At 34.5% G+C, this 26,792-nt stretch carries 18 protein-coding genes; 11 read left to right on the forward strand and 7 right to left on the reverse strand.

Features of this window, described 5'->3' with window-relative positions:
• Window positions 1–56: 56 nt before the first annotated feature.
• The 8 genes from EDF66_RS24500 (at window position 57) to EDF66_RS24535 (ending at window position 15,145) form a co-directional block, all read left to right on the forward strand.
• Entirely contained in the window at window positions 57–971 is a 915-nt protein-coding gene (locus EDF66_RS24500) for an Rpn family recombination-promoting nuclease/putative transposase (RefSeq protein WP_243656134.1), read from the forward strand.
• Window positions 972–1,516: 545 nt separating this feature from the next.
• On the forward strand, window positions 1,517–1,966 hold the full coding sequence (locus EDF66_RS24505) for a nuclear transport factor 2 family protein (protein WP_132845792.1): 450 nt from the start codon (window positions 1,517–1,519) through the stop codon (window positions 1,964–1,966).
• Between the two features lie 195 nt (window positions 1,967–2,161).
• Window positions 2,162–3,958 (forward strand): hypothetical protein, encoded by a 1,797-nt coding sequence (locus EDF66_RS24510; protein WP_132845793.1) that lies wholly within the window; start codon window positions 2,162–2,164, stop codon window positions 3,956–3,958.
• 204 nt (window positions 3,959–4,162) lie between these two features.
• Window positions 4,163–6,277, forward strand: coding sequence for a hypothetical protein (locus EDF66_RS24515; protein WP_132845795.1), 2,115 nt, complete (start codon window positions 4,163–4,165; stop codon window positions 6,275–6,277).
• Window positions 6,278–6,700: 423 nt separating this feature from the next.
• Complete coding sequence (locus tag EDF66_RS24520) at window positions 6,701–8,755, forward strand: hypothetical protein (RefSeq protein WP_132845797.1); 2,055 nt, start codon at window positions 6,701–6,703, stop codon at window positions 8,753–8,755.
• 278 nt (window positions 8,756–9,033) lie between these two features.
• Window positions 9,034–10,077: a heavy metal-binding domain-containing protein gene (locus EDF66_RS24525; RefSeq protein WP_132845799.1), complete on the forward strand. Its 1,044-nt coding sequence runs from the start codon at window positions 9,034–9,036 to the stop codon at window positions 10,075–10,077.
• 318 nt (window positions 10,078–10,395) lie between these two features.
• Window positions 10,396–11,682 (forward strand): exonuclease SbcCD subunit D, encoded by a 1,287-nt coding sequence (locus tag EDF66_RS24530; RefSeq protein WP_132845801.1) that lies wholly within the window; start codon window positions 10,396–10,398, stop codon window positions 11,680–11,682.
• 1 nt (window position 11,683) lies between these two features.
• Window positions 11,684–15,145, forward strand: coding sequence for an ATP-binding protein (locus EDF66_RS24535; protein ID WP_132845803.1), 3,462 nt, complete (start codon window positions 11,684–11,686; stop codon window positions 15,143–15,145).
• Between the two features lie 744 nt (window positions 15,146–15,889).
• Here the strand turns inward: EDF66_RS24535 and EDF66_RS24540 are convergent.
• The 7 genes from EDF66_RS24540 to EDF66_RS26195 form a co-directional block, all read right to left on the reverse strand.
• Window positions 15,890–19,240, reverse strand: coding sequence for a TM0106 family RecB-like putative nuclease (locus tag EDF66_RS24540; protein ID WP_132845804.1), 3,351 nt, complete (start codon window positions 19,238–19,240; stop codon window positions 15,890–15,892).
• Between the two features lie 331 nt (window positions 19,241–19,571).
• Window positions 19,572–21,221 carry a hypothetical protein gene (locus EDF66_RS24545; protein ID WP_132845806.1) on the reverse strand — a complete coding sequence of 550 codons (1,650 nt, stop codon included), beginning with the start codon at window positions 21,219–21,221 and terminating at the stop codon, window positions 19,572–19,574.
• Between the two features lie 108 nt (window positions 21,222–21,329).
• Window positions 21,330–21,938, reverse strand: a complete 609-nt coding sequence (locus EDF66_RS24550) for a hypothetical protein (protein WP_132845807.1) — start codon at window positions 21,936–21,938, stop codon at window positions 21,330–21,332.
• 67 nt (window positions 21,939–22,005) lie between these two features.
• Window positions 22,006–22,446, reverse strand: coding sequence for a hypothetical protein (locus EDF66_RS24555; protein ID WP_165902517.1), 441 nt, complete (start codon window positions 22,444–22,446; stop codon window positions 22,006–22,008).
• Entirely contained in the window at window positions 22,412–23,587 is a 1,176-nt protein-coding gene (locus EDF66_RS24560) for a nucleotidyltransferase (RefSeq protein ID WP_132845810.1), read from the reverse strand. Before EDF66_RS24560 ends, EDF66_RS24555 begins: the two co-directional genes overlap by 35 nt.
• A gap of 1 nt (window position 23,588) precedes the next feature.
• Window positions 23,589–24,329 (reverse strand): HU-CCDC81 and SPOR domain-containing protein, encoded by a 741-nt coding sequence (locus EDF66_RS24565; RefSeq protein ID WP_132845812.1) that lies wholly within the window; start codon window positions 24,327–24,329, stop codon window positions 23,589–23,591.
• A 94-nt stretch (window positions 24,330–24,423) separates the two neighbouring features.
• A complete protein-coding gene (locus EDF66_RS26195) occupies window positions 24,424–24,597 on the reverse strand; it encodes a hypothetical protein (protein WP_165902518.1) in 174 nt (57 codons plus the stop codon).
• Window positions 24,598–24,748: 151 nt separating this feature from the next.
• On the opposite strand from EDF66_RS26195, the gene EDF66_RS24570 reads away from it, so the two are divergent.
• The 3 genes from EDF66_RS24570 to EDF66_RS24580 are packed head-to-tail and all read left to right on the forward strand — an operon-like array spanning window position 24,749 to window position 26,556.
• A complete protein-coding gene (locus tag EDF66_RS24570; RefSeq protein WP_132845813.1) occupies window positions 24,749–25,432 on the forward strand; it encodes an RNA polymerase sigma factor in 684 nt (227 codons plus the stop codon).
• Complete coding sequence (locus EDF66_RS24575) at window positions 25,422–25,769, forward strand: hypothetical protein (protein WP_132845815.1); 348 nt, start codon at window positions 25,422–25,424, stop codon at window positions 25,767–25,769. Before EDF66_RS24570 ends, EDF66_RS24575 begins: the two co-directional genes overlap by 11 nt.
• Window positions 25,756–26,556, forward strand: a complete 801-nt coding sequence (locus tag EDF66_RS24580; protein ID WP_207898762.1) for an ImmA/IrrE family metallo-endopeptidase — start codon at window positions 25,756–25,758, stop codon at window positions 26,554–26,556. Before EDF66_RS24575 ends, EDF66_RS24580 begins: the two co-directional genes overlap by 14 nt.
• Window positions 26,557–26,792: the final 236 nt, after the last annotated feature.

The following is a 26,792-nucleotide window of genomic DNA, read 5'->3' on the forward strand; positions in this document are numbered from 1 at the left end:
TTAGTTTTTCTGATGTTTGCTTAGCAACATTAATTATTTAAGCAAAGCATATTATTATGAAAAAGACAAAAAGTAACATGGGCAAGTATGTTGGTTTTAGTGGCGACTGGAGCTTTAAATTTTATTTTGGAAGAGAAGAAAATAAGCCTATTTTAATTGGATTTTTAAATGGACTCTTTGAGGGAGAGAAAGTTATTCAAGATCTTCATTATCGGCCAGTGGAGCAGGGTGGCGATGTTGAAAATGAGCGTAAGGTTATTTTCGATCTCTATTGTACCGGCATTGATGGGGAGCATTTCATTATAGAGATGCAACAGCTTTATCAAGATTTTTTTAAAGACCGAACCGTTTTTTATACATCCAGGCTTATCAATAAACTTATACCCAAGGGCTATAAGGGAAATACATACGAACTTCCCGAAGTATATTTTATCGGTATCTTAGAGTTTGAATTAGGAGAAACTGAATCCGGAAAGTATTTTTATGATGTTGCTCTTTGTGATAAGCAGAGTAATCGTGTTTTTTATGAAAAGCTTGGTTACAAGCTCTTAGTATTACCAAATTTTAACAAGAATGAGGCTGATATAAAGACAGATATGGATATGTGGCTATATCTATTGAAAAACATGAGTAAACTTGATAAAATACCGGATTTTTTGGATAAGCGGGTATTTGGTCTTATCTTTGACATAGGCGAAGTCGCAAAATTAACACCGGAGGATAAGATGGCATACGAAGCAAGTTTAAAACATAAGCGTGATGCAGAGAATACCTATTCTACTGCTCAGCGTCTTGGACATGATCGAGGTTTAAAAGAAGGTTTAAAAGAAGGCTTAAAAGAAGGTATTGCTCAAGGCGAACACAAAAAAGCCATTGAGACAGCTTTAAAATTTAAAAAGATGGGTTTACCTTTAGAACAAATTGCTGAGGGTACCGGCCTTACCATCGACGAGATTGAAAAACTGAAATAAATCAAATAGGATATAAAAAACCTAATAAAGCCATTCTGTCAAGAATGGCTTTATTAGGTTTATACCTTCCTTAAGGCTTCCCGTATTTTTTAATCAAACCGATCACCACATCTACTCGATTTCAGCAGTAGACCGCTCATACTAGAGCTAAAATCTAATCAGCTTTTAAACATCAAAAGGGCCTAATTCTCATTAGACCCTTTATCTTGGCGTTCAACTGCACAGTAATTTTTATGTTTCTTATCGTTTCCTCTTTTTTGTTTCATCATCCAGATTGTTTTCAAGCAATTGGATTTATTTACTGTACTACGTCATTTATCGTTATACACTTTCATGCTGAAAGTATGTTTGTTATCGCTTTGTATTATAAGAACACCTGTCGAATAGAATAGTTCAAAAAAGTTTAAAATAATTTCACCTATCCATTTCCTTCATTCACCGAGTTTTTAGTTGATTTAGTCTAATTGCCATAGGGTTGGGACGATTAACACCCTACTTTTGAATCAACAAATAAGATAAAACTAACAATATAACATAAAGACATTATGAAAACTTTAGCAAAAACATTCGCAGCAGCAGCCATGATCGCAGTATCTACTTTCACTATGGCAGCAGGCAAACCAGAGGTATCAAATCCTAAAAAAGCGGTGGTCAATTTATCTACAGCAGATCTCGCCATTGATCATTACGTTGCGGTTATGACAGAGGGACAATCGGCAGGGGTAGAGCAGCTGTTTACAACAGACTTCAGCCAAAAAGTTCAGGCATCAGAAGATAAAACCAATAGCCGTTCGGAAGTTATCTCCTTCTTGAAAAAGCAAAAAGGCGAGCAGCTTAACTGTAAAACCAGTACCACCATCGTACAGGAATCTGGTGACTATATGATAGCCAAAGTAACCATGCAGTTTGAAGGTTTTACCAAAACCGATCTTGTGACTTTAGTCAATGACGGCGGTAACTGGAAAATATCCCAATCGATCAATTCTTATAAGTAATCAAGTTTAATCCATATATTAAGTAGAAGCCATGTCGTAAGATGTGGCTTTTTTTTAGCATAATTTTTAAAGTTGAAATATTCATGATGATCGACTTTTCGGTAGATCGCGTCTACCGCCTAGAAAACACCAATTCTTCTTAGATACCCCTATGGTTAGCTCTACTTTTGTTGTACAAATTTAAAAATATAAAATATGGCAAATCAATTTTTAATTAAGAACACAATGGCAGATATGAGAGGATTATCTGCAAGTGAAATCACATCATTGCAAGGTACAAACCCAACTTATGCTGGAGTGGAGCTATTAGGGTATTACGAAAAAGGGGATACACCAGCTCCTGTTATTTATTATGCGAGCAATTCACCCCTTGATGATAATGGAGGAAATATTGTAGTCGTTAATAATTTTAAGCTTGAATGTAAGTTTTCTGACAAAGTACATGCGCTATATTTTGGAGTTAGCAAAAACCTAGCCGACAACGCGGGACGATTATCAGCATTTTTTCTTTACTTAAAAGATTCTGGCACTGTTGAGGGAATCTTACCAGAGGGAATACTACTCTATAGTCAAACTTTGAATTTTGTTTTTGAAAATGCAAAGTTAATAGGTCAAGGAACAAATACTGTATTAAAATTCATCGGATCGGGAATCCATGCTTTTGAAATTGATGCCTTTAAAGATGGAAATGCAATGACGCAATTTGTAAATAATGTGAATATAGCAAATATGGTTTTTTCAGGAAATAATTCTACAGATATTACATTATTTGTAAGAGGAATTGCAAGAAGTATATTTTCAAATGTTTGGGTCGGTGAAGGTAAAAATATCACTGGTGGTTATGGATGGTATCTGGCATCCGTTCAGCTCTCAACTTTTAATAGATGTGGCTGTAGTAAATATATGACTCCTATGGACTCAAAACCCCATACAGGAATGTTTTTAACAGTTGGAAGTAGAGGAGGCACAACGGCAGGAAATAGTTCAAATAATACATTTTACCAAAACTACTGGGAGGGGCTTAGCATTGGGCTATCGTTAGCTCATGCAGATAATAATACATTTACTGGAGGTAGTCCCGAAGCATGCAGTGTGTATGGTATGGTCGTTGGTCCCAATAGTAGATATAATAACTTTACAGGGGTAGGTTTTGAAAATCAATTCGCCATTGATGTATCTGACTCAGGTATATATAGCGTGTATACCAATTGTTATTCTTCCGATCTCTTTAGGATAGGCAGTACAAGCTTAGGGACTTCTATATCAGGAGGCTATTTTCAGAAAGTAGAGGTTCAGTCCGGTGCTGTAAATCCTGAATTGCGAAATAGTACTTATTATTATTTTAATGAGGAAAATGGAGGAATTGTAGATCAAAGTGGTGTTCTGACAAAATGGAACCTCAAGAATCATCAGACTAGTTTGTTTGATAAAAATAACTTGAAGCTTTCCGGATTAGTCAGTGCAGATTCGTATAAAGTTAAAACTAAAAATGACATTTTAACTCCAATTAATTCATCTGACACTGAGGGGGGCTTTTCTCCATTACTAATAAAGGATACAAGTTTTTACCCTAATTTAGGGGTGGCGCTGGGGGTAGATAGAACAGGTAATTTTGATCATACCAATTCGATATCGTCTTTTAGAATATATTCTAAGTCAAATAGTTTGTCCGAATTATACTTCCATAAAAAAATAGGTGCGAATAATTCTTCTAGCGATTGGGGATCATTAAAGCGATTTATATTCGACTCAGATGTATCGACCCCTTCTCAAAATGGACTAGTGAAACAGTCTATTGCAATAGGCAACTGTTCAATCCCGAACTCAACGGAAAGCATAGTTACAAATGCTGTAGACCTAACTTCAGCTCTATCGCTGGTCAATGATCTAAAGATTAAATACAATCAGGCTGTTGGCTTAATAAATGAACTAAAGACACAGTTAAATGCAAAATTACAGGCGGATAGAAGCAGCGGTCAGCAAGCAAATTAATTTTTAAATATATATTCAGGAGGGAAAAGCCGTGTTTGAAAGAATATGGCTTTTTTATTATTTTATATATGAATACAATATATTGAAATATTTAAGAGAATCGACTTTTCGGTATCTCCCACATACCGCTTACATATACCTTGTTTTCCTCGGATAACCTTCGTAGCAGCTATATTTTTGCTTTACACATAAAAATAAATGAATATGGCAAATCAATTTTTAATTAAGGAAACGATGGAGGATATGAAAGCTCTATCTACCGCTGAAATTACAGCATTACAGGCCGGAACTTTTGATGGGGTCCAGCTTTTAGGCTACTACGAAAAAGGGGATACCCCAGCGCCCATTATTTATTACTTAGCTGCTACAGATCCAGGACAAGATGATGGTGGGAGTGTTATAGTTGCAGGAAACATAAAACTTGTCCATGAATTTAAGGGATTTGTAGATATTAGTTACTATGGACACCAGGCAAATGCAGATTTCAGTCCTGGATTGAATACTATTCTAAAGAAATTTGGAAAGGTCGACCTGAGTAGAAGGGAGGTGTTATGCAAAAATATTCAAACTGTTATAAATGGCTCAAAAATCAAAAACGGAACATTGAAATTCAATGGTGGAATTGATGATAAAATCCTAACAGTAAACAATAGGAATGTTCAAATAACTGAGGTCGTGTTTGATGGAAATAATAAGCAGCCAAGCTTCTCATTGGTTTTTGTGAGTGACAATTGTGAAAATTTAGTAATTAGCGCAAGTGAATTTAAAAATCTGACTGCTACCGTTAGCGGAGGCAATGCTCGTAACAATTCGTATGGCTTGATGTTGTCTCCTTACGGCGTTAAGAACTTTACCATCCAGAATTGTGTATTCAAAGATTTTCGTAAATATAATAACACTGCTGTCAGTGGTACCCCAACGGTAGGTCACGGATTTACAGGTGGAATGTTTTTGTATAACGGTTCAGAACCAACGACTCCTACAGACAACAGTAGCAGGGGAAATATTAAAGGATGTACGTTTGAAAATATTGTAAATATACTTGATGATGGTTTAGACTTCAATTTTTACTCTGGGTATTTGGACGCCGATGGCATCCGGTTCTATAGTATCCTTGGTGGAGTGAATTATTTCGATATCACTATTTCAGATTGTTTATTCAAAAATATATCAAAAAGAGCGGTGAAATTATCTGGGTCGGGATTTTGCCGCGGTATAAAAATGTATAATCTAACAGTTTATGCAACAGCAATGCAATACCCGATGGTTTCAGCAGTAAAATTAGATTCTGACACCGTTTTAGATGGATTAAAATTTTATGGTGCTACGCTAACAGATAGATGTTCTATATTTTTACAAATGCAGGGCAGTCATAATTTACAAGTTAGGAATGTATACGCCAATTATGTTGATGGGGCTATTCAAATCGCGCCAGCTACTTCAGATCGCATAAGAGATCTGAATTTTGAAAATATCACTATTGAGAGTTATTCCAACTATTTTATTACACAAGGTGGGCCAACGGTAGCGTCGCAACAGCGAATTAACTTTAATAATTGCGTTGCACTACCAGCGTCCGGTCTCGTGGATAAATATTCAGTTAGACTAGGAAACAGTACAGATCTCACCTGTGGAGTAAGTTTCAAAGATTGTAGAATTGATGGAGCGAATATAGCCCTTTCTGGGACAGATATTTCTATTAACGGTCTGGATATAACAATTAATAATAGCAATTACATCGGAAATAGCACTGCTGGAGGCAGTATTTTGTCAACAGGTTTGTCTTCTTCAGTTAATAACTTTGCAAATGTTTCTATCATAAATACCAATATTACTATTTTGGATATAAATGCGGCTTTCTTAACCTCAAATAGAACTTTCTTACTTACTCGTGGCAAAGGATATTCTATTTATAATCTAAGGTTAAAAGTATCGGACAATATAGCAACAAATGTCAGCCATTTGGATATCATAGGAGAAAATGTCACTGTGGATAACCTGGCATACGACGGTACATCATCTCTCAGAATTGGTGTGCTAGACTATATTAAAAACTCATGTTTTACAAATCTAATACGAACTACGAGGTCAACGTTACTTCCTAAGACATTTATTGTATGTGGAAATACAAATAATATGAATGTATTATTTGCAAATATTTATGATATGCTTGCGATGGATGCGCCCGTAATGACCTTTAATTCAGGCGCGAAATATATAGTAAATGGATTATCTCACAATTCAACTAATTCTTATCCTATATGGGACACGTCTCTCACTGTACCGGTTTCTAAAAATGTGGTTATTAAGTTTAATTAGCCTGTTTAGGAGATATTTTAAACTTACAATACTGACGTCTGAAAAGCAAGACTTTTTATAATACTTATATTCTTAAGGCTGTCAATGCAGCCAGTAAATTGTGGAGTTTTGATTAATATTTTCTCGAAAATGATCAATAGCTATTTCAGATAACATATTGATTTAAAAGCCACTCGTTGGTTTTGCTAGACAGATCAACAAAGTAGCCAAATTGCTTCCCTCTGCCGTTAGAGGGAAGTTCTTTTGTTATATTTCACTTCTCTTGGTCCAAATTATAATGACTAAGGTACACTTTTCGGTATCTCCTACATACCGCTTAGATAACAGCTATTCTTCTTAGATCCCCCTATGGTTCGCTATACTTTTGTTGTATAAATTTAAAAAACATAAAATATGGCAAATCAATTTTTAATTAAGAACACTATGGCAGATATGCGAAGCTTATCTGCAAGTGAAATCGCATCATTGCAAAGTACAAACCCAACATATGCTGGAGTGGAGTTATTAGGATATTACGAAAAAGGAGATACACCAGCTCCAATTATTTATTACCTAGCTCCAACGAATCCAGATCCTGATGATGGAGGTAGTGTGATTGAGACGAATGGAATTAAGTTAGAACACAATTATATAGGGCATATACATGTCTCTTATTTTGGTCTAAAAAGTAATAGTGTTGATGATCAGACTAATATACTTAACAACATATCTAGTTATCTATCTGATAATTTTATATTAGACTTCCATTCAGGTGCTCAGTATTATGGAAACTTAATTATAAAGGCTAAAGGAGGTATGCTAAATTTTAATAATTCTGAATTCATTCCAACAAATGATCTGCAAGGTGTTATAAGAATTAGTGGCGTTAAACTTCCAATTATTAATGTGGTTGGAAATCCTTCTTTTGGACAAACTTCTTTTACAGTTTCAGATGCAAGCTCTTTGAAAGTAAACCAACTAATTCAATTAGAGGACAAAGCCGAGCGCCCAGATGGTTTAAAAAGCATGAACAAAGAGTTGCTTAAAATTAAATCAATAGTTGGGAATGTCGTAACTGTATATGATATAGTTAGGGGCATTTTTAATACAGGGCAAGTTTTTATTACACCTATAGTATCAATCACAAATGTGGAGATAAAGGATTTAAAAATAACTAGCACAACTACACATACATTTCCTCTACTATGGGTGGAAAATGCTGAAAGGGTAAAAGTACATAACATTCTCTGTATTAATTTTTATGGAAATGCTTGTAGACTGGATTCAGTTTATGAAGGTTGTACTAATAACATATTTATGGAGTATCCGAGAGCAGTAAGTAGTGGAGAGGGGTATGGATTAGCTATCAATGAAAGTAGGCATATATCTTCTAATAATATTTATGGTAATGGAACTAGACATGTTGTAGATTATAAATGTTCATATAGGTGTGAGGTCAGTAATGTTTATGAACCGAATGGCCAGAGCTCCTGTGTAGCATTAGCTCATAATGGTTTTGGGGGGTTCATAACGGTAAACAATGTACAAACATCTGGAAATAGTTATGCGGTTAGTGTATCAAATCAAGGGTTTAATGAAGAGAATAAATCGGTACAGGTATTCAGAGGTTATAAAATAAATAACGTGGACCATATTTGGCTTGGAAGAGATATTAATACTTACAATGCTGCTATTCGCTTTAACGGGGGTGATTATGCAGATATAAAAATAACAAACATTACTGCAAATTTTGATGATAGTACCAATTTCAGTACACTCAATAGTAAAAGTAATGTTGTCCACATAGAGGGTAATAAAAAAGGAAATATTGAAGTAGAAAATATATCTTCCCGAGTTATTGGCGTACTAATAAGAGACGATATTAGGTCTGTAACAAGTACAGTTTCTGGATTTAAAAGTTCTTTTAAAAACCTGTTTGCTCATCGTTGTTTCGGATTGTATAAAACATCTGGAAATTTAAACATGAGTTTTGACGGATTAAATTCATTTACTTTAGAAGGTCATGTTCTTCAACTCGATAGGTCTGGATCTCAGAATCCAAATTATATTGAAATTTCAGATAAAGGATTATCACAAACATTAAGACAGTCGACTTCTAAACTTATTGTAAGTACAACAGGTCTGTCAAGTATAATAAAAGGTACCGTTCCTGTAATCACAGCAGGATCGGGGTCAGCTATAATTCCCGTAACGGATGGTATTATTCCTGTGAACAGACTTTATAACTCCAATGGATTTTTGAGAATTATCCCAACGACTACGGTTACTTTAAATTCAGTGACTCCATTCGAAGTAAGCTTGTTCGAAGGTCATGAAGTGTTGGTATCCATTGGTTTAGCAAATGAACCTACTCAAATTTATACAGTAACAATACCGGGAGGAAGTTCAAGTGTGGCTAATATGAATGATTTAGTTCTAGAATTTGGTAAAACTTACAAATTTATTTTTTATTACGGAAAATGGAGATTAATAGGCTAGCGTATTTCTTTTCCGAATTTCTTCAGTATCATTAAACAGTCATCTAATGTTACTTACTTGACATGTATCATAGTGAAGAGAATATGACATCTTCCACAAAAGATGTTCAAAGTGTAGTAAGTAAAATAAAAAATTTAATTAGAATGTAGTAAAAACAAATAAAGCCATTCTGTCAAGAATGGCTTTAGATGTTTTATACCCTCCTTACGGCTTCCCGTATTTTTTAATCAAAGCGATCCTTTATTTTCGGGCTTTTAAAACAGTATTCATCATACACCATGATCGTTACCAGTACCAATACCATCGAGGGGAGAGAAGTCCTGCGTTATTTTGATCCCATATCAGCAACAGCTGTTATTGGAGCCAATGCTTTGAGTGAAATCGGAGCCAGCTTTGTCGACTTCTTCGGTGGTCGCTCCCGCAATTATGAAAACAAACTTCAGGAGCTATATAAGAGCGTAGTAGAGTCTTTAAAGCAAAATGCACGTAGCTATAGGGCAGATGCCGTTATAGGCTTCAGCGTCAATATTGATGAGCTCTCGGGCAAAGGAACGCAGATGTTTATGATCACCGCTATCGGTACTCCTGTATTGCTCAATGAAATTAAACATATACAAGCAGAAGCGGTAGGTGGAGATATCGATGGATCTGTTATTAAGAACAAAGTCAAAGCAAGCTTGATCATAGAACGCTATACTGGTATCTATTCAATGGACAATGCTACAGCCGAATTTATAGCTACATCCCGATTGACCGAATTTGTTCCCTTGTTATTTAAAGCAATGAATGAAACAGGGGAGGATCAAGTATTCAAAGACCGTCAAGCCACGCTCTTCCGTTATTTTGATTTCCTGGACAAAGACCAAGCTATAGCCATACTTTATGGACAGTTACTGTCGGAAGATTTAACCGGTGCGCAGTTTAAGATCATTAACAAAGCTATCAGCAGTTCCAGTCTTATCGATTACGATCAGGTGGTGAAACTGTTATCAGGATCTTTATTAGCAAAAAAGGCCGCATTGAAGGTACTTACCTTAGACAAAGACTGGTATTCCGCTCAAGATATTGTCTATCTACAGACATGGAAAGGAGAGGGCTTGGTACAGCTATTCCCGGAGGTGGTTACAGTTAAAGAATCAAAGGGCATGTTTTCATCGAGCAAAGAAGTATGGGAATGTTTATGTGGCTATAGCAATGACCTTGATGCTACAGCTTGTAGCTCTTGTACCAAAGATAAGCGAGGCTTTGGTACTGAGGAATTGAAGCCTGAAGCTGTGCAGAAACTGATTAATCGGAGATTAGTTGTTATTGAGGGAGTTTAATGGTGAATATTAATATTTGCATTTTAATTTTATTAACTAATTAGGTTCTCCACTTTACATTCCTAAAAATTAGTATTAGGTTCAAGTGTAGAGAATAACATTCTTTAGATTATGAATTATAATCTATAATGAATTATAAATTTAAAGTATTATTTAGAACAGCATAATATAGCTTGTTAAGCTACCTTTATTTTAGCCTTTTAAAGGCATCAAAAAATTGAGGACGATCATTTTTTATAAGCTCAGATGTGTATTGGGCAAAAGGTTGTATTACCGTGCACTCCATGTATAATGCAAGTGCACTTTTATTAATGTAAAATGGACAAGAATATTAAAATTTTAGCAACTGCAGATTTACATCTTGGTAAACGCTCTTCTGACGTTGATGGTGATCATGCATCTACGAGTTTCACATTGAATAAAATAGTGAAATATTGTATTGAAAAGAATATAGATGTTCTTTTACTTTGTGGAGACATTATAGATTGGGATAATCGTTTTTTTGAAGCTTATGGGCCTTTGCAGGAAGCGTTCGATACTTTAGGAAAGCATAATGTGACAATTTATGTAGTTTCAGGCAATCATGATTTTGACGTATTACCTCAAATTATTACAACGGGAAACAACCAACATGTACATTTGTTAGGCCAAGATGAAAAATGGGAAGCCTCGAAGTTTAGCAAGAATGGACATACTATTCAATTTGTTGGATGGTCTTTTGCGAGAAGGTTCGTTACAAAAAGTCCAATGCTTTCATGGGATTCTGTTATTTTAGACCCTAATCACCAAACTATTGGTCTTCTTCATGGCGACTTAGACTCCAGCAATAGTCATTACGGGCCTGTACGCCTAGACGAATTAAGGAATACTGATATTTCACTATGGCTAATGGGTCATATACATAAGCCTCAGCAGTTAGCGGAGCATCCACTTGTTTGGTATACAGGGTCACCTCAGGCATTAAGTGCAAAAGAACCTGCTGTACATGGTCCGCTCTTGATTACTGTAAGTGCCGATCAGCCACTAACTATTGAACACATCGGAATGTCACCAGTACGTTATAAAAATATATCAATTGATGTAAGTGGAGTTGAAAACGTAGATGCTTTTCGCAACAAAATAATTTATGGTTTAAAAGAAGATGCGGAAAGAATGATAACTGAGCTGGAAGAGGTACTTTCTTTGGTTTATCAATTGAGACTCACTGGAAAAAGTAGTCTTGTCAATGAGATTGAGTCCTGGAAAAGTACCGTTATAGAGCATAGTGACAAGTTAGAAACTGGTACGATGATCAGTGTTCGACGAGTAGAAATGCATATAAGTCCTGAAGTTATTGACTTAAATCAGTTGGCGCAACAATCTTCTCCAGCAGGAATATTAGCAAATACGATTTTGGCTATTGAAGAAAATCGGACTGATTTGTTTCTTGATGATTTAATAAAAGAATGGGTAGTAAAAGTTGAGCATGCAAATCGAGTAGGTGCCTATCTTCCTCTTTCAGCAGGAAGGCAACTTAACAATACGACAGAAACTGCACGTATCGCATTAAAAGCTGAATGCAACCGCTTGCTCGGAGAATTATTGAATCAACATAAATCTAATTAATATGAAGAGACCCGCACTAATAATTCAAGAACTTTCCATTTTTAAAATGCCAGGCTTTCCTTTGGGGATGAAGCCTATCGTATCTTTATCAAGCCATATTAATGTGATCGCTGGACCGAATGCTTCCGGCAAAAGTTCTACTGCCCGAATAATTCAAGATATACTTTGGAAGCAAAATATACAAAGAATTCATGTTGAGAGCAGACTCTTAATAAATGATGAAAAATGGGATATAAAAATTGATAATGGCCATTATCTTTGTCAATGTGGGGGAGTGGATGATAGCCTGACATCTCTTCCTGCTTATGATGAATCTAAACGCTATTTTTTAGCACTTCATGAACTAATAAAAGAAGATGATAAAAATTTAGCGCAGGAGATATTCCGAGAAGCAATAGGTGGGTATGATCTTAATAAAGCAAAGAACAGTTTAGGGTTTAAAGGTAGTACTCCTAATCTTGGCCTTACAGAATTTAAAAATTTTGAAAGCAAACGTAAACATGTCGCTTCAATTGAAAGTAAGCAAAAGGAACTACAAAAAGAGGAAAAAAGGCTCAATACATTAAAAGGAAAATACGATGAAGCCAAAAGTGCATCCAAGTCTCAACAATTCTATACCTACGTCATCGATTATCTTCACGCTAAAAAGAGGTATGAAAGCCTAGAGATAGAAAAAAACTCCTACCCTGAACAAATGGTTTTATTGAAAGGAAATGAAGATGTACTACTTTTAAAATTAGAAACCGATAATGAAGAAACCAATCAAAAGATTATTGTAATTCAGCGAGAAAGAAAGAGTAAACAGGATGAATTAATGATTCTACAGTTGCCAGAGGGAGGATATAGTGGGACTCTTCTCGACGAACTGCGCGAATATATTGAGAAACTGATAAGCTTAGAGCAAAACTTAGTAAGTAAACGTTGCGCAATAAAGAAGAATGAAGAGGAAACAACAGTAGTGCTTAGTCAACTTTTCCCCACACTACAGCGTGAAGCCTTAGCTGCTTTAGATTTACAAAATATTCGTGACTTAGACGTTTTTTTTGAAGGGGCTCATTCTTTATTAAGCAGAAAACGGGTTTTTGAAGATAAAATTCAGCGCTTAAATAAAGAGAAACAAGAACAGAATCATACTGAGGAAAATCTGCATACTGGAATTCGTTTTCTTTTAAATTGGTTTGAGAAAGATACAAGACCATCGGCATCCTCACAACAAACTTTATGGATATTATTGATATTGGGTTTAATAACCGTTTTGTTAACCTATTTCTTTGGCTGGATAGGATTTTGTGGACTGGTACTCATGCTCGTATATGTTATAGTAAAAGGACGGGATGTGACAACCGATTCTTTTAGAGAAACTCGGGTTGGTGATTTCAAGAAAACGGGTCTACCCGAACCGTCTAGTTGGAAGGAAGAAGATGTGTCAAAGCGATTAGAAGAGCTTCATCAGGAGCTCCAAGAGGCTAAGCGGCAGAAAGAAATTAAACGCAGCATAGCTGAGTTAACTGATCAAGTAGAGCGCATCCAGCCGGAGTTAGATACTTTAGAAAGTAAGCGTGCAGCTTGGGTTAAGAAGCTCACTACGATTCCGGAATTGATCGTTGAAAATATTGAGTCCTATTCTGGTCTTTATTGGTTTTTGAAAGATCTACAACAGTGGCAAAAGCACGACAATGAATTACGCGGTAATAGACTTTCCTATGAAGAAGAAGACAAAAACCGTCTAGAAACGATAAGTTGTATTAACGCAATATTAATGAGAGTTCAGATTGCTACTGTCTCAGATGCAGCTTCTGCAAAAGCGATTTTAAAAAACATGGCTGAGAATGAAAATAAACGTACCGGACTCTTAAGAGATTGCGGAAATCTAAATGATCGTGAAAGCAGCCTTAAAGATATCAAAGCAAATTATGAAAATGAAATTCAATCGATTTACAGTTCGCTGAGTTTGGAAACAGATATGAAAGCTGAGTTGCGCGATTTACTGTCTAAAAAAGAATCTTATGATCAATGGGTAAAGGAGTTTGATCATGCTAAGCGTCGTTTAATAGAAAAGGAGTTGCAGATGCAAAATCATCCTTTGTATAACAATGTAAAAGAAGAACTCCCAACATTACAAATTGACCAAGCCGAACAATTTAAAGAAAACTTCTCAAACTTATCCGATCAGACTGACGACTTGATTGCTGAAATAGCAAGGATAGAAGCAGATATTAACAAAGAGAGGAGTGGACATGAGCTCGAAATAGCGTTGACAGAAAAGGAATCTGCACTCGATGATTTAGAACATAATTATCTTAGTACCATTCGCTCTATCACAGGAGATTTGATTGTCAATTGCTTGAAAAGAAGAACGCAAGAGCATAGTAAATCAAAGGTATTTAACCGAGCAAATGAATTATTTAATAAAATTACCCATGGCCATTATGAACTAATACTAGATGATCATGGAGGAGGTAGCTTTAAAGCGAGAGATACTGTGTTAAATCATGGTCTATCGCTTGATCATTTATCTTCAGGCACCCGAATTCAATTATTAATTGCTGTCCGTCTAGCATTTATTGAAAGTCAAGAAGTGGGAATTAAATTGCCTATTTTAGCTGACGAAGTATTAGCAAATAGTGATGATCTTCGTGCGAAGCAGATTATTGAAGCTTTGATAGAGATTAGTAAAGAAGGAAGACAAGTATTTTATTTCACAGCCCAAACAGATGAGTTAAAGAAATGGAACGAATATATAGATAGAAATCCAGAGATTAATGGGAAAATAATTATTTTAAAAGGTCAGAGTAATGCTCAAGTAAGTTACCACCTAGATGAAAAAAGAGAAATTCCTTTGAGATCTATTCCTAATCTTCCTTCTCCTAGCATCAATTCCATTGAAGAATACCATACGCTATTAAGTCCACCATTGTATGATTTGTTTAAGAATAGACCAGATCAACTTCATCTATCTTACTTAATTGAAGATAATGAGTTATTGCATAATTGTTTACTGCGTGGTATTCAATACTATGGGCAACTAAGAAGCTTTTTAAGGCATAAGGGTAAAATTGATAATCTCCAAGAACCTATATTGGGACGGATTAGTTGTAAAGTTGAATTGTTGTATTGTTATCAAGAACTATATCAAAAAGGGCGATCTAAACCTATTGATAATGAGGTTTTGCTTGACTCAGGTAAAGTGTCTAACACATTTATAAGTCCAGTTAGCACTAAATTAAAAGAGCTCAACTATAAGCCAGAGCTATTAATTGAATCATTAAAAAAAGGTGAGATTTCTAGGTTTAATCAAGCAAAAATACTAGAACTTGAAGATTATCTGTTTGAAAACAATTACTTGACCAAAGATGAACGTTTTACTGCTGACGAAATGAATAGTCAATTACAGGCTGCACTATCTCAAATGGATTTAACAGTTACGGAGGCTGAAGATTTTTTAACAAGATTAATGAACTGAAATCTACTAGGAACAATAACTATGAATTATATGTCCAGACCCAAAAGTACCTCTGTATTTGAAGTAATGAGGTAGTCCTGTGAACAGCTTAGCTAAATTTGTCAGTCCGTCTTCTACGTTGAAGATGAGCTGATAAAATAGTTGAAAATTTAGAACGATTTCTCTGATTTAGTAAGATCGAGCTAAATTGATTCTTAAACTGATTTTTAGTTGTGGGATTGACACACATCGTTTCACTTATTTAACTGGCAGTCGATCCAATAATTTTGATCTCTAGTTCGTTCTTTACTTGGATTGTACATATTAACAACTTTTTCTCAAAATGGCAAATTGATTACAACTGTAATCATCCACATAAATAATTAAACGGATTAAGAACACGGTTATATTCGGAAGAATCTTGGATTTTTAATGAAATAAATTATTGTCAGTTAAATTTTTTAGTCTAATGCTTCATTTCTATTGACTAGTATATTATTCGTCGGTCGTTTTAGCTTGGACGTTGTGAAGTGTGCGTCATAACATGTTGGTTCATAGTGATTTTTTAGCTTGGAGATAGTGGCGGATTAGAAAACTCAAAACTTTCAACTTTGCATTAAATTGCGCAGCATGTTTTTATTGTTTTCTAAATTTATGAAAAAAGCAAATATAAAAAGTTGTTGCGGATAAAAATGTACGAAGTAAGCATAGGATTTATACCATTTAAATTAAAAGGGAAGCACTTAGCTTCACTTTTTTGGGCTTTTATTTCATCTTTGATAATTCTATATATCGACAATATGGATTAGCAAGTTTCATTTCACTGGGGGATTTACAATCAGCTTCAAAGATAAGCGGATTACTCACTAAAATAAAAGCAATTTGTGCTCGAGATACAGCTACATTAAATCTATTAGGACTATATAAGAAGTCCATTCCTCTTGGTGCATCTTCCGTAGATGAACTTGCTACACTGTAGATGACGATTGGTGCTTCCTGCCCTTGGAATTTATCTACTGTCCCTATTTCTATTTCGGGAATCACTTTTTGTAATTCATGGACATTGCTATTATAGGGCGTTATAATTTTAATATGTTTATTTTCTAAAACGTGATCTTCGCTATTTTTGTCAGTCCAATAAACATCACCTTTTGTTAATTCTTCTACTATATTTTTAATGCATGTTACTTCTTCCAAAGAACTATTGGTATTACCTTCATGGGGCACCGCCTTATAAAAGAGTCCTGCTCCTATAAATTCAGTATTACCTTTTATCGATTGGTTTTTTAGTTCTTGTTTACTTTGTAATCTTGATTCATAAAACATTTCAGAATCAAAATCACAGATTTCAGGATGCATTCTCCAGGTAGTTTCAAGAAACAGACCTTTATCCTCCGAAATTGTTTTTTCTCCTTCTAATAAATGTTCAAGTGCGGAAACATCTGTTCCGTCAGGATGTACGCCCTTAATCGGTTGACTAAGTTGCTGATGATCTCCTAAGAAAACAATATTTTTAGCAGCATGAGAAACAACAAGTGTTTCGATTAATGCAAATTGTCCTGCTTCGTCAATGAACAGGTAGTCTAATGAGTCTTTCAATTCTTCTTTACACCACATAAAGCTCGTACCCGCAATTAAAGGATAGTTAGATAGTTCAGAGATAATGACGTTGTTGTCTTTTGCGAAATTCCAGAATTTATCGTCATCGTGTTCTACCGCACCTTTGTATAATGCTTTTAAATCAAATTGATGTTCATCAGCAACTTCCTTTACTTTTTCCAGTAAATTCATAATTACCTTATGGCTTAAAGCCGTAATCCCAACTTTTTTACCTTTTTGGATTAGGTCAAATATGATATGACTAGCGGTATAGCTTTTTCCAGCTCCTGGAGGACCCTGGATAGGCAAGATACTGTTATCGAGGTTTAAAGCCCATTGTTTACCTTTTTCGACAGTATCGTTGATGTCAGGTAATTTTTGAAGCAATCGAGGAGAGCGGTTCAGTAGAATATCTCGCGTTACTCGGTAGTCATTCGAGCCAGAATCAAAACCATTTTCTACAATCCATTCTCCAAATTGAATAATATTTTCAGCCTTTGCCGCATTTGATATTTTCTCAAATTTGATAATACAGTCAGGATGAACATCTAATGCTTTTGCAGTTTTCTTTACTCTAAACATTTGATTTTGTTCATTAATTTCAACTATTTCTCCAATGCTTATTTTGTTAATATCGTTTACTTTAACACCCGCTTTAAGGTCTAATTCTTGTAAAGGAAAGGTATAGGTATCGATAAAACTTCTTTTGACTTGTTCCCGTTCTCCGGTATAGTCCAACATAGCAATAGCGTCTTTCTCATCTAATAGTTCATCAAGTTCTAAAGCTAATAACCGAAAATATTCCCACCAAAACGATTTTTCTTCTCTTCTGTACCAATCAAGTAAATGAGCAAGTAAATATTTTGCTTGTTGTTCTTTAGATCTTACTGTAATGTCTGCCGGTATATCTGTTAGTAGATAATTAATGATAGGGGTTATTCTTTCTAAATGTTGGGTTACAGATTCAGGCTCTTTTACTTCAACAATGGGTCTTAGTATTTCATAACCATTATCAATGAGTAGGGCTCTTTCTCGTTCTAACCATTGATGTAAGTTTAACGTAGAAAAACAGTCATCTTGATTATAAAGACGAATAGCGTTCGTCATATTTTCTGTAATATGTTTAAGATTTCCTGATTCTAATAAAAATTCATAATCAGCTTTTATTTTAGAAACGGTTCTTAAATCCATTTCTCTTATATAGCCATGATAGGGTTCAAGATCTTTCAAGGAGTATTTTTCTACGCCTGCTCGTATAGATTGACGTAAAATTCGATGCAGATCTATTAAAACAGCACTTCTAAGTAAAGTGTCTATTTCATTTTCTTTAACGGCATATTTACTCATTAACCTTTTTAAAGCAACGTTTTCATAAGGAGAAAAATGATAGATATGTAAGTCAGGAAAGCGTTCTTTTTGTTCAAATACGAAGTCTACGAATTGGCAAAAAGCATTTTTTTCATCTTCTTCATTATTAACCCAAATAGAATAATAGGTATTTTGAAATACCCATCCGAACAAATACTCTAATCCATTGGGATCTATAAGAGGGTCACCCTCAAAATCTAAATAGATATCTCCTTCGGTAGGAGTTGGTAGATTTGCTAAACCAGAATTATTTTGTAATTCGAGTAATTCATATTTTGGTCTATTTTCTGTTCTGCTTTCATTTTGAATTCTGGCTTGTTCTCTAAGTTTTTTGAATGTTTCTTTAGAGCCTTTAGTAGGAGTAAATGGAATTGGTAGCGATACAGTAGACATTGCTTCTAATGTATTAACGCCTTGTTTTCTCATTTCTTTAATTTGAGAAGTTCCCATACCTGCAATAAAGCCTAAGTGATCATCGTTTCTTCTAATTTTATTACAATGCTCCCACCAATTACAGACATTACAATGCATGCAAGGTTCAGGATAAGTTTCTTGAGGTACAGCAACTGCGCTTTCAAGTCTTTTTTTTATCAAACGGAGATAAGCATTGTAATCATTTACCCGATAATTATGTTCTTCTTCAGGATTTTTAATGGTCATGTGTTCAGGCATAATACCTTGAATGTCGCCAAGTAATTCCGAATACAACGTAATTTGTATAATGCTTCCCGAACGGGTATTAGTAGTTAATTTGGTGTCAATAACTTCATACGACCAGTCTCCCAAATTACTTGGTTGTTTTACTTTTCGTAGGAAATCAGCCCATCCTTGCCATTTTTCATTACTTAATCTAGCTTGATAAATAAAATCATATCCTTCCTTCATAGCTTCTAATGTTTGCTGTAAGGGATGATCACTTTCTAGATTCACTTTGAAAATATGATAACCTTCTTTTTTTAATGATTCAAGATATTCTTCTTCAAACGATAATCCACGCTCTCTAAGCAGATCCAGAGACCGATTACTATAATTAGGTTTTTCCAAAAGACCATTAATGACATCAAGATTGAGATTGGTTAAATTTTTACAGTGAATGTGATTAGACAGATCTGTAGCTGAATAGATAATTTGGTTATTGGCTTTTCTCATATTTCAAGAAATGATTTCGATTTGTATATCTTTAAAAAAATGGGACACCAGGCTTAGAATATTAAGATAGTGTTTGATTAATAAATTTAAGATTTTGTTTTGTGAAATACAATTACCTTATGTATCGAAAATTTGTTTAATAATCTATATTTAAAGCTAATAGGGTCAGTATTTCAAAGATTCAAGATAGTTTTATTAATTAAATCTACATTATGATTTTTAAAAACATTTTTACTAAATCAGTTTATGTTTTGTTTTTGAAAACAGGGAATCATTTTATTAATTTCCTTATTGTACGTACCTATCAAAAGCTTCTTCGATTTTTTCTTGACTATACCCAATTCTTGAACACACCTGAGTTAATGAACTCTTTAATTTTGGTAAGTCTCGTAAAAGGGCTGTGGTATACGATATAATCGCTGACGAGTCGTTCTGCAGAAAGCATTGCTTCATATTGTTCGGACAGGTAGGGATTTTCTCCAAAATTTGCATTTTCAATGGCTTTAGCTGATGATTTATCGATAGTTTCAAACTCCTCTCTAAGCTCATCTTCTTCTCTTTTAGACTGCTCTGCAAATCCCTCTCTAGTTGACTCACTTCTTTTAATATTGTCAACAATTTTGACCTCTTCTTTTCGATATTTGTCGACCATTTCAAGGATTCTTCGTCTTGAGCTTTCTGGTATTCCTTCTCGACACTCTTCGTCTTTTCTAATTTTATCTTTCTCTTGTCTGATATGCTCGTCATAGCTTCGTTTTGAAGCTTCTCTATCTGCGATGACTCCATCAATATTGATTTCAATATCTCCGATTTTTCGTTCAATATCGTCAGCTTCTTTTCTATGATTAATCTCTCTTTCTTCTGGGCTTCCTGAGATTGACCTGATTTCATATTGTAGATTTCTAATAGATCCGAGAAGTTCTGTTCCATTCCCTTCAAGGTCCTCTCTTTTTCTAATATATCTTTCTTCCAAATTTGCGTATCGACTTTGAATTTCGTCGATTTCATCGTCAACTGCTCTTGTTTCTCCTTCAAGTTTTGTTGAAAGCTTTTCTCTAAGCGAAGCTTCCTCGTTGAAAAGTCGGTCTTGTAATTCTTCTGTGTTTTTCTCAACTCTTGATATTTCTGATTCAAATTTTGATTCAGTATCTCTGTACGGTTGAGATTCCAAGACCTTTCCAATTGCTCGTATAAGGTTATTAATCTGTGCCTTTCTACAGCGGTTAGACTCTGCAAAAAGCTGTCTTTGCTCTTTATCAATATGTGATATTCCCTTTGTATTTCCATTGGGAACTCGAATATATTCGGTGTTGATTTCATCTTTATTATATAACCATTTTGTGTTTTGACTGTGTTCAAAAACTTGATCAATTTCGGCAGGTGATGCCTTGGGTATTATTACGGATACGGCATCAATTCCTAACCTTAATAAACTTACTAGTTTATCCTTATCAGGTTTATGACTAGTAGTTATATCTATGAAAAGGATAGGTGTATCCGTTTTATCAAAAAAGGTGATGTCTGGTTTGTACAAAAGATATTCTGTATCAATATCGGTAGCTTTTGTCCATTTAATATTACCTGATTCGTCCTCATAAAAGCTCAGTTTAGCATGTACGGTTTGTGCCTCAATTATCTTAGCTGGTTTAATGAAAATTGCAGGATCAGAGTCATTATTTGAGTATTTATATACAGCTGGTACTTTTATCCTTTTATTGGTCAGAAGGTTTTCCTTGGCCAATTTATGGCGATATGTTTTATCCGAATATGTACACCTATTTTTAGGACTGTTTTTTTTGACATAATGTCGAAAATAGGAGGCACGATCAACTATCTTAGTTTTTACGGCTTCCATTTCTCTAGTACATCCCATACAGTAATAACCCTTTCTACCACTTTCGGCATCATCAATATAAATTGGTGTGGATTGTACATTATTTGCATATCTATTTTGCAAATTTTCTTTATGATTGGCAATCATGGCATAAAATTGGTTTAAGTAAATATACTTAATTTAAACGAATTATAGGACCCATTTGGCTAATTTCAGTACAAAAGTTCAGTCTTACTACTTGATCAAACTCTAAAATTATGATAATCCTTTATTTTGAGCTAAATTTTTGATAATACTTCGAGCCTGGAAGTAAGGAATAATATCATTTACGAATAATTTAATAGCAAAATAACTAGAAATTATATAGGCAATTATCAAAACTATTCTAATGGTCAATACCTCATCAGCGCTTGCCAAAATATTATTTGTGTCTAAGAAAAAGTATAGTATAATTATCGAAAACACAAGTATGTAAATTATTGCAAAACTGATGAGTGTAACTACGTATTTGTCAGTTTTTGTTACTATAATATTCACCTTTTGACTTGCTTTATCGAATTTTAAATACAGTTTCTTATATAAATATTTGAAAGTTTTAGTGCTCACATCGCAGGTATTAAAACATTGCAAATATGCATTTACACGAGAAGGTACGACTTCAAACCCAAATTGTTGTTGAAATATTTTTGCACAATATATATGGCTTAGTGTACTGCATAATTCATCGTTGAAACCTTTGTTAAATTCTATTTCACTTTTTAACCGGTCAATTTGATTAGAAATATTTTTTGATTTAATGAAACTATTTGCCCAATATATAAAGATAGGTAAAGCAGCTGTGATGATTGGTGTAAGATGTTCCATGATTTATTAGATGATATTATTCTAGCGTTAAAAATAAATTTCATTAGTTAGGTAAAGAGATTAAGCCTTAATGCTTAATCTCTTTACCTAACCACACTCCATATTTCTTCCATTGATTATGGTGAATAATCCATTCACTGATCCAAGGGATCATTTCGCAGAGCGATATGTTTTTACCAGGTAATTTGTCAATTAGAGGATGATATAAGCATAACGAGTTATCGTAATAGAGATGTATGTCGTCATGATATTTGATGGTATCACCTCGTATATAGATTCTGTCGTATCTGAACTTCTGAAATGGAGAGTAGGAGAGCAAGATCTTATAAGATTTACCCCCTATCTGCAATGTGCCTGTACCAATGAGTTGTTTGTTCTTTTTATCCAAAACGAGCTTTAACCAGCTAAAATGTTTTTCTACAAAATGTTTCTGTATATACAAGAAAGTATACCAATCTTTTTGATGTTCTTGCTTAGTATTTCCCGCCAAAGTTGTGATGATTCCCATTTTTATATCCATTAGTTGAGTTTATATTTCCACTTGGTGAAGTAAATGCAATACTTGCAGCTATTAATCCAGAGGATTTTGCTACGGAGTTATTAGTTGAATGCGCAAAGTTTTTGAATTGTTCGTTAAGTGTCTTTTTATATACACCTTCACCAAATAACTTGATATAATCATCTTTGCTGGTTTCAAATGAATTTTTTAAATTTTGCCATCTTTTATGGAAGTCTTCAATAAAGCTGAAAAAACTTTTATAATGTTCGTTTGTCCAAGAATCGGTAAAGTCTTCCTCTAGATTTACGGGGTTTAATACTTTGAATTTTCTATTATGTCGTATAGAATCTAAATATCCATTTTTTATATTCTGTACTATATTATCCATAGCTTCAAATATGGAGTTTTCGGCAGAATAAAACTGAGCTGCTAAAGTTGTGATTACAATACTGGATACTGGATAATCTTTTCTCTCAAAATAAATATCACGGTATCTTTTAAGAAGTTGAACAACCCGTTGTAATGGTGTTTTTAAATATGCTTCTTCAGGTAGCCTTTCAGTTTCTACCTGAGCTTTCATTAAAACATCAGAATACCGGCCCAATAAAGGTTCTTTTACGGAATTCGCAATATTTAAAAACCAACTTGAAAATCCTTTAGGATTTCCTGATGACCAGTTGAAGAGCGCTTTTTCAGGTATCTTAATCATTTCCTTTTCCGACATGTCTGGCATACATGCAGGCAAGATATCCATATGAAAGTCACTTTTGTAATTAAGTCTTACGCAGCGTTTCTTCTTTTCTAGGATTGTTTTGTAATATCCATCTTTTTCTAATGCTTTTACAAGTGCATTATAGATTTCTTGTGGAGAATGTCGGTAGTATGGATCGAAAATATGCAGTACTACATCCAAATCAAAATCAGAATTGTTAATCGGTCGTACAGTTGCGCCAATTCTTTTAGAACCTTGTGCATATACCTCAATAACTAATCCGTCAAAGAAATTTTTATCATTTCTCAAAAGCTCTGCAACAGCGTTATATGCCGATTCCATTCGTTCTATCCGTGTTTTATCCAATTGTAGTTCCTGTGCTATTCTAGCCAAAAGTTCTTCTCGTTGAAGAACATAATTGTTAAATATATCTAGCATGTTAAAATGTTTTGTTGATTAATAATTTAGTGTGTTGACCTATCCGAGCAATCTGCTTACCGTTCTGCATCAGTCGTAATTGTTCTATATCATCACAGCTTACCACTGCATATCCATTAGATAAGTCCAGAGGCTGTTTAGCGATTTCAATAAGTGCTCTTTTTTGGTCGTCGTTTGGTAATAGCTCAAAAATGTCAAAAACAAGAATTTCGTAACAATTGAAGTAATCGCTCCATGAAAGATTTTTAGAGTACCGCCTGATATGTTTTTGGTTGATATGTTGAAAGATCTTCCTATCAAGTATTTCCGTATCAAGCAATTCCTCTATGAACTCTCTACGCGGATCGGTTTCTCGCTCTTGTCCCTTGTCGAACCAGTTTAATACATCTATTACATGCCGACCTTTCACTGTAAAACGTAAGTCAGAGAAGCTCTTCTCATCAACATCCAATCCGTTTTTCTTGTTGTCAGGTTTGTAACCCCATTTATTGAAAAGGCTATCATCACCAAAGCGTTTGTAAGCGCCTCCCACAGGTTGAAGCTGATTTTCTATTCTTCTGTTGAAGACGAGTAGATAGTCGTTACTATCTGGAATCTGAATTTTGTATAGACCACTCATTGAGAATCTAATATCTTGATCTTTGTATTTACCGTACTTCGTTTTGAAGAAAGACGTTAAGTGATTGCGGTTCTCCCAGGCAATCGATGCGCCTTTTGTAATTAGTGGTTTTAGTAGTGCCACTGCTGCTGTTGTAAATTCTGCCATAAGCTTTAAGTTTTATTTAAAAAATAAGGGGCATTTCACCCCTTCCTTGTTTTAGTCCTATTACTAGACTCTATTTTTCTTTGCGGACACCTTTAAATGGTTTATTATTAGAAGTTTTCATATCCATGAATTTTCCTGTATTTGCATCTCGTTTTATCCAAGAGTCCGTTTTTGGATTGTAGGTCTGCGAGCGCTCACGGACAGCTCCATTTCTTGCATTGTCATTTGGTGGATTAGTAGCCATATATATAAATGTGTTATCTTTTTCCCTTAATTTTAGGCTTAAGGGATTGGCCTTTTCTTATATACTAATTCCGTTACTTTTTATTTTATATATTTGTTATGGAGTAACTCACTTATATACCAATTCCATTATTAACGCTTTTAGTATACTTATGGGGATAAAAAGTAAAAAGTATGAAGTCGACTATAGTGCATTTCCAAGCGAAGAGCTTTTAGATTATATTTCTTGGAAAGAAGAATATGAGGAAGATGCGCAACGAGCATTTATTGAATTTTGTTCGAGATTTGAGCGTAAAGTTTTGGAAAAGGCTGAGATCTATTGTTTAAAATTTAGTTTTAACTCAGTCGTTGCTTTGGATATTGCTAACTGTACTTTTGCTCGTGTTTGGAAATATCACTCTTTCAAAAAGGAGAAGGCAAAATTGAAAGATATCAATAAGGCTATAGAGCTTTGGTTGTATAAAATTGTTTATAATGAGATGATAAAATACTATGAAAGTCAAAGGTGTGCCGAGCCAGATCCGGAGGATTTATGTATTATGGAGGATATAGATACCTTGATTCGGTTTTCAGCGGGCGATGGGATAGAAGTGAAAAAAGATATTAAAATAATGGCTGAGATTTTGGAAAAGGCTTTGGGCGGATTAAGTGAAAGCCATCGAATAATATTTTTGACATATAAAGCTTATGAAATAAAGGGATATAAAAATATTCCTCGCGCAGTAAGCAAAATGCTTAGAGAAAGATTTAATTTAGCTCAGAGTTCAGTAGGAGTTTATAAAAAGGTCGCAACAGATCAAGTTAAAAACTATATAAAATCATTAAATGGCAATTGATAAAAAGCTCAAAGGAAAATTAAGTGAAGACATGATCGACGATTGGTTATGTTCTACAGGTTACTTGTATCCATTAAATGAGATGCATTTGCGTAGATTTGATTTACTTTATAATAATTATGATTTTAAACTTTCTAATGCAAAAATTAATATAGAAGATATTTTCAACGGAACCTTATGCAAGTTTGACAATGTCAAATTAATGCCTAAGCAAGTTGATGAAGATGAGATAGCCAAACTAAGAATGGTTGCAAGGAAGGGGGCAAAAGGGATATCTAAGGAAGCTGAAGAAAAATTGAAAGCCAATCATAAGAAAGGTTCTGGTGATAAAGAATAATTTACCTGCAAAAATAAGTAGACTAGCGGAGGCTATCGCATTGAATTTTGAAGGAATTATTACTCCTTTAGAGTCGATTATTTCAGCAGAAGAATTAGATCTACACTACGATTCGTACGGGGTCAACGAGTTTGATGGGATGACTTTGTATTCAGATGGATATTTTTCTATTCACATAAATACTGATAACAAAAATTTTTCTGAGAATGGGAGAGGGAGATTCACTTTAGCTCACGAATTAGGCCATTATATTCTGGATAGTCATAGAATTGGGCTTCAATTAGGACTTCTGCACGCACATCCCTCTTACCTTAATGATAAAAATAAGAATAATGTAATAGAACGTGAAGCAGATTATTTTGCTTCATGCTTATTAATGCCTAAAGAGAGATTTGAAAGGCAAGTTTTAAGAAGGCATTTTGATGCAACATTAATTCAAGAGTTGGCTAAAAAGTTTAATGTCAGTTTTTCCGCTTGCGCTTTACGTTTCACCGAAGTAGGAAATCATCCAATTATGGTTGTATATTCAGAGAATGGGTCAGTAAAATGGAGAAAGTGTAGTGCTAATTTCCCATTTTATTCCATATTAGGCTGGCCAAATGTTCCTGTAAATACCGTAGTAGGTGAGTATTTTAGAGGGCTTAATCATTCTTCTTTATTTAGGACTGAAGAAGTATGGGCTATAGATTGGTTTGATAAAGTTCCAAGCTGGAATACAAATAGAAAGTTTTTTGAGCACTGTATACCTTATAAAAACTCTGCGCTGAGTGTTATTTGGGAAAAGTAAATGTAGGCCTATTTTGCTAGATGCAGAAATCTAGGTAGTCTAAAGTAAACTGTGTCACTGAGCTCACTTTAGAGTTCGGGCCGAAGGGGACCAAACTCTAAAGTTTTATATAAACTCCTTGCTTTTTTATTCCGTATTTTGTATGTCTTCAAACTAATCAGGACAACTTGCTAAAGAGTGTTTCTTGTTTATAAATCTATTAATTTTTGTTTTAGATATTCTTTTTTTCTGTTATT

Origin of the sequence: Sphingobacterium sp. JUb20 (assembly GCF_004342035.1) — a bacterium.
Classification (GTDB): domain Bacteria; phylum Bacteroidota; class Bacteroidia; order Sphingobacteriales; family Sphingobacteriaceae; genus Sphingobacterium; species Sphingobacterium anhuiense.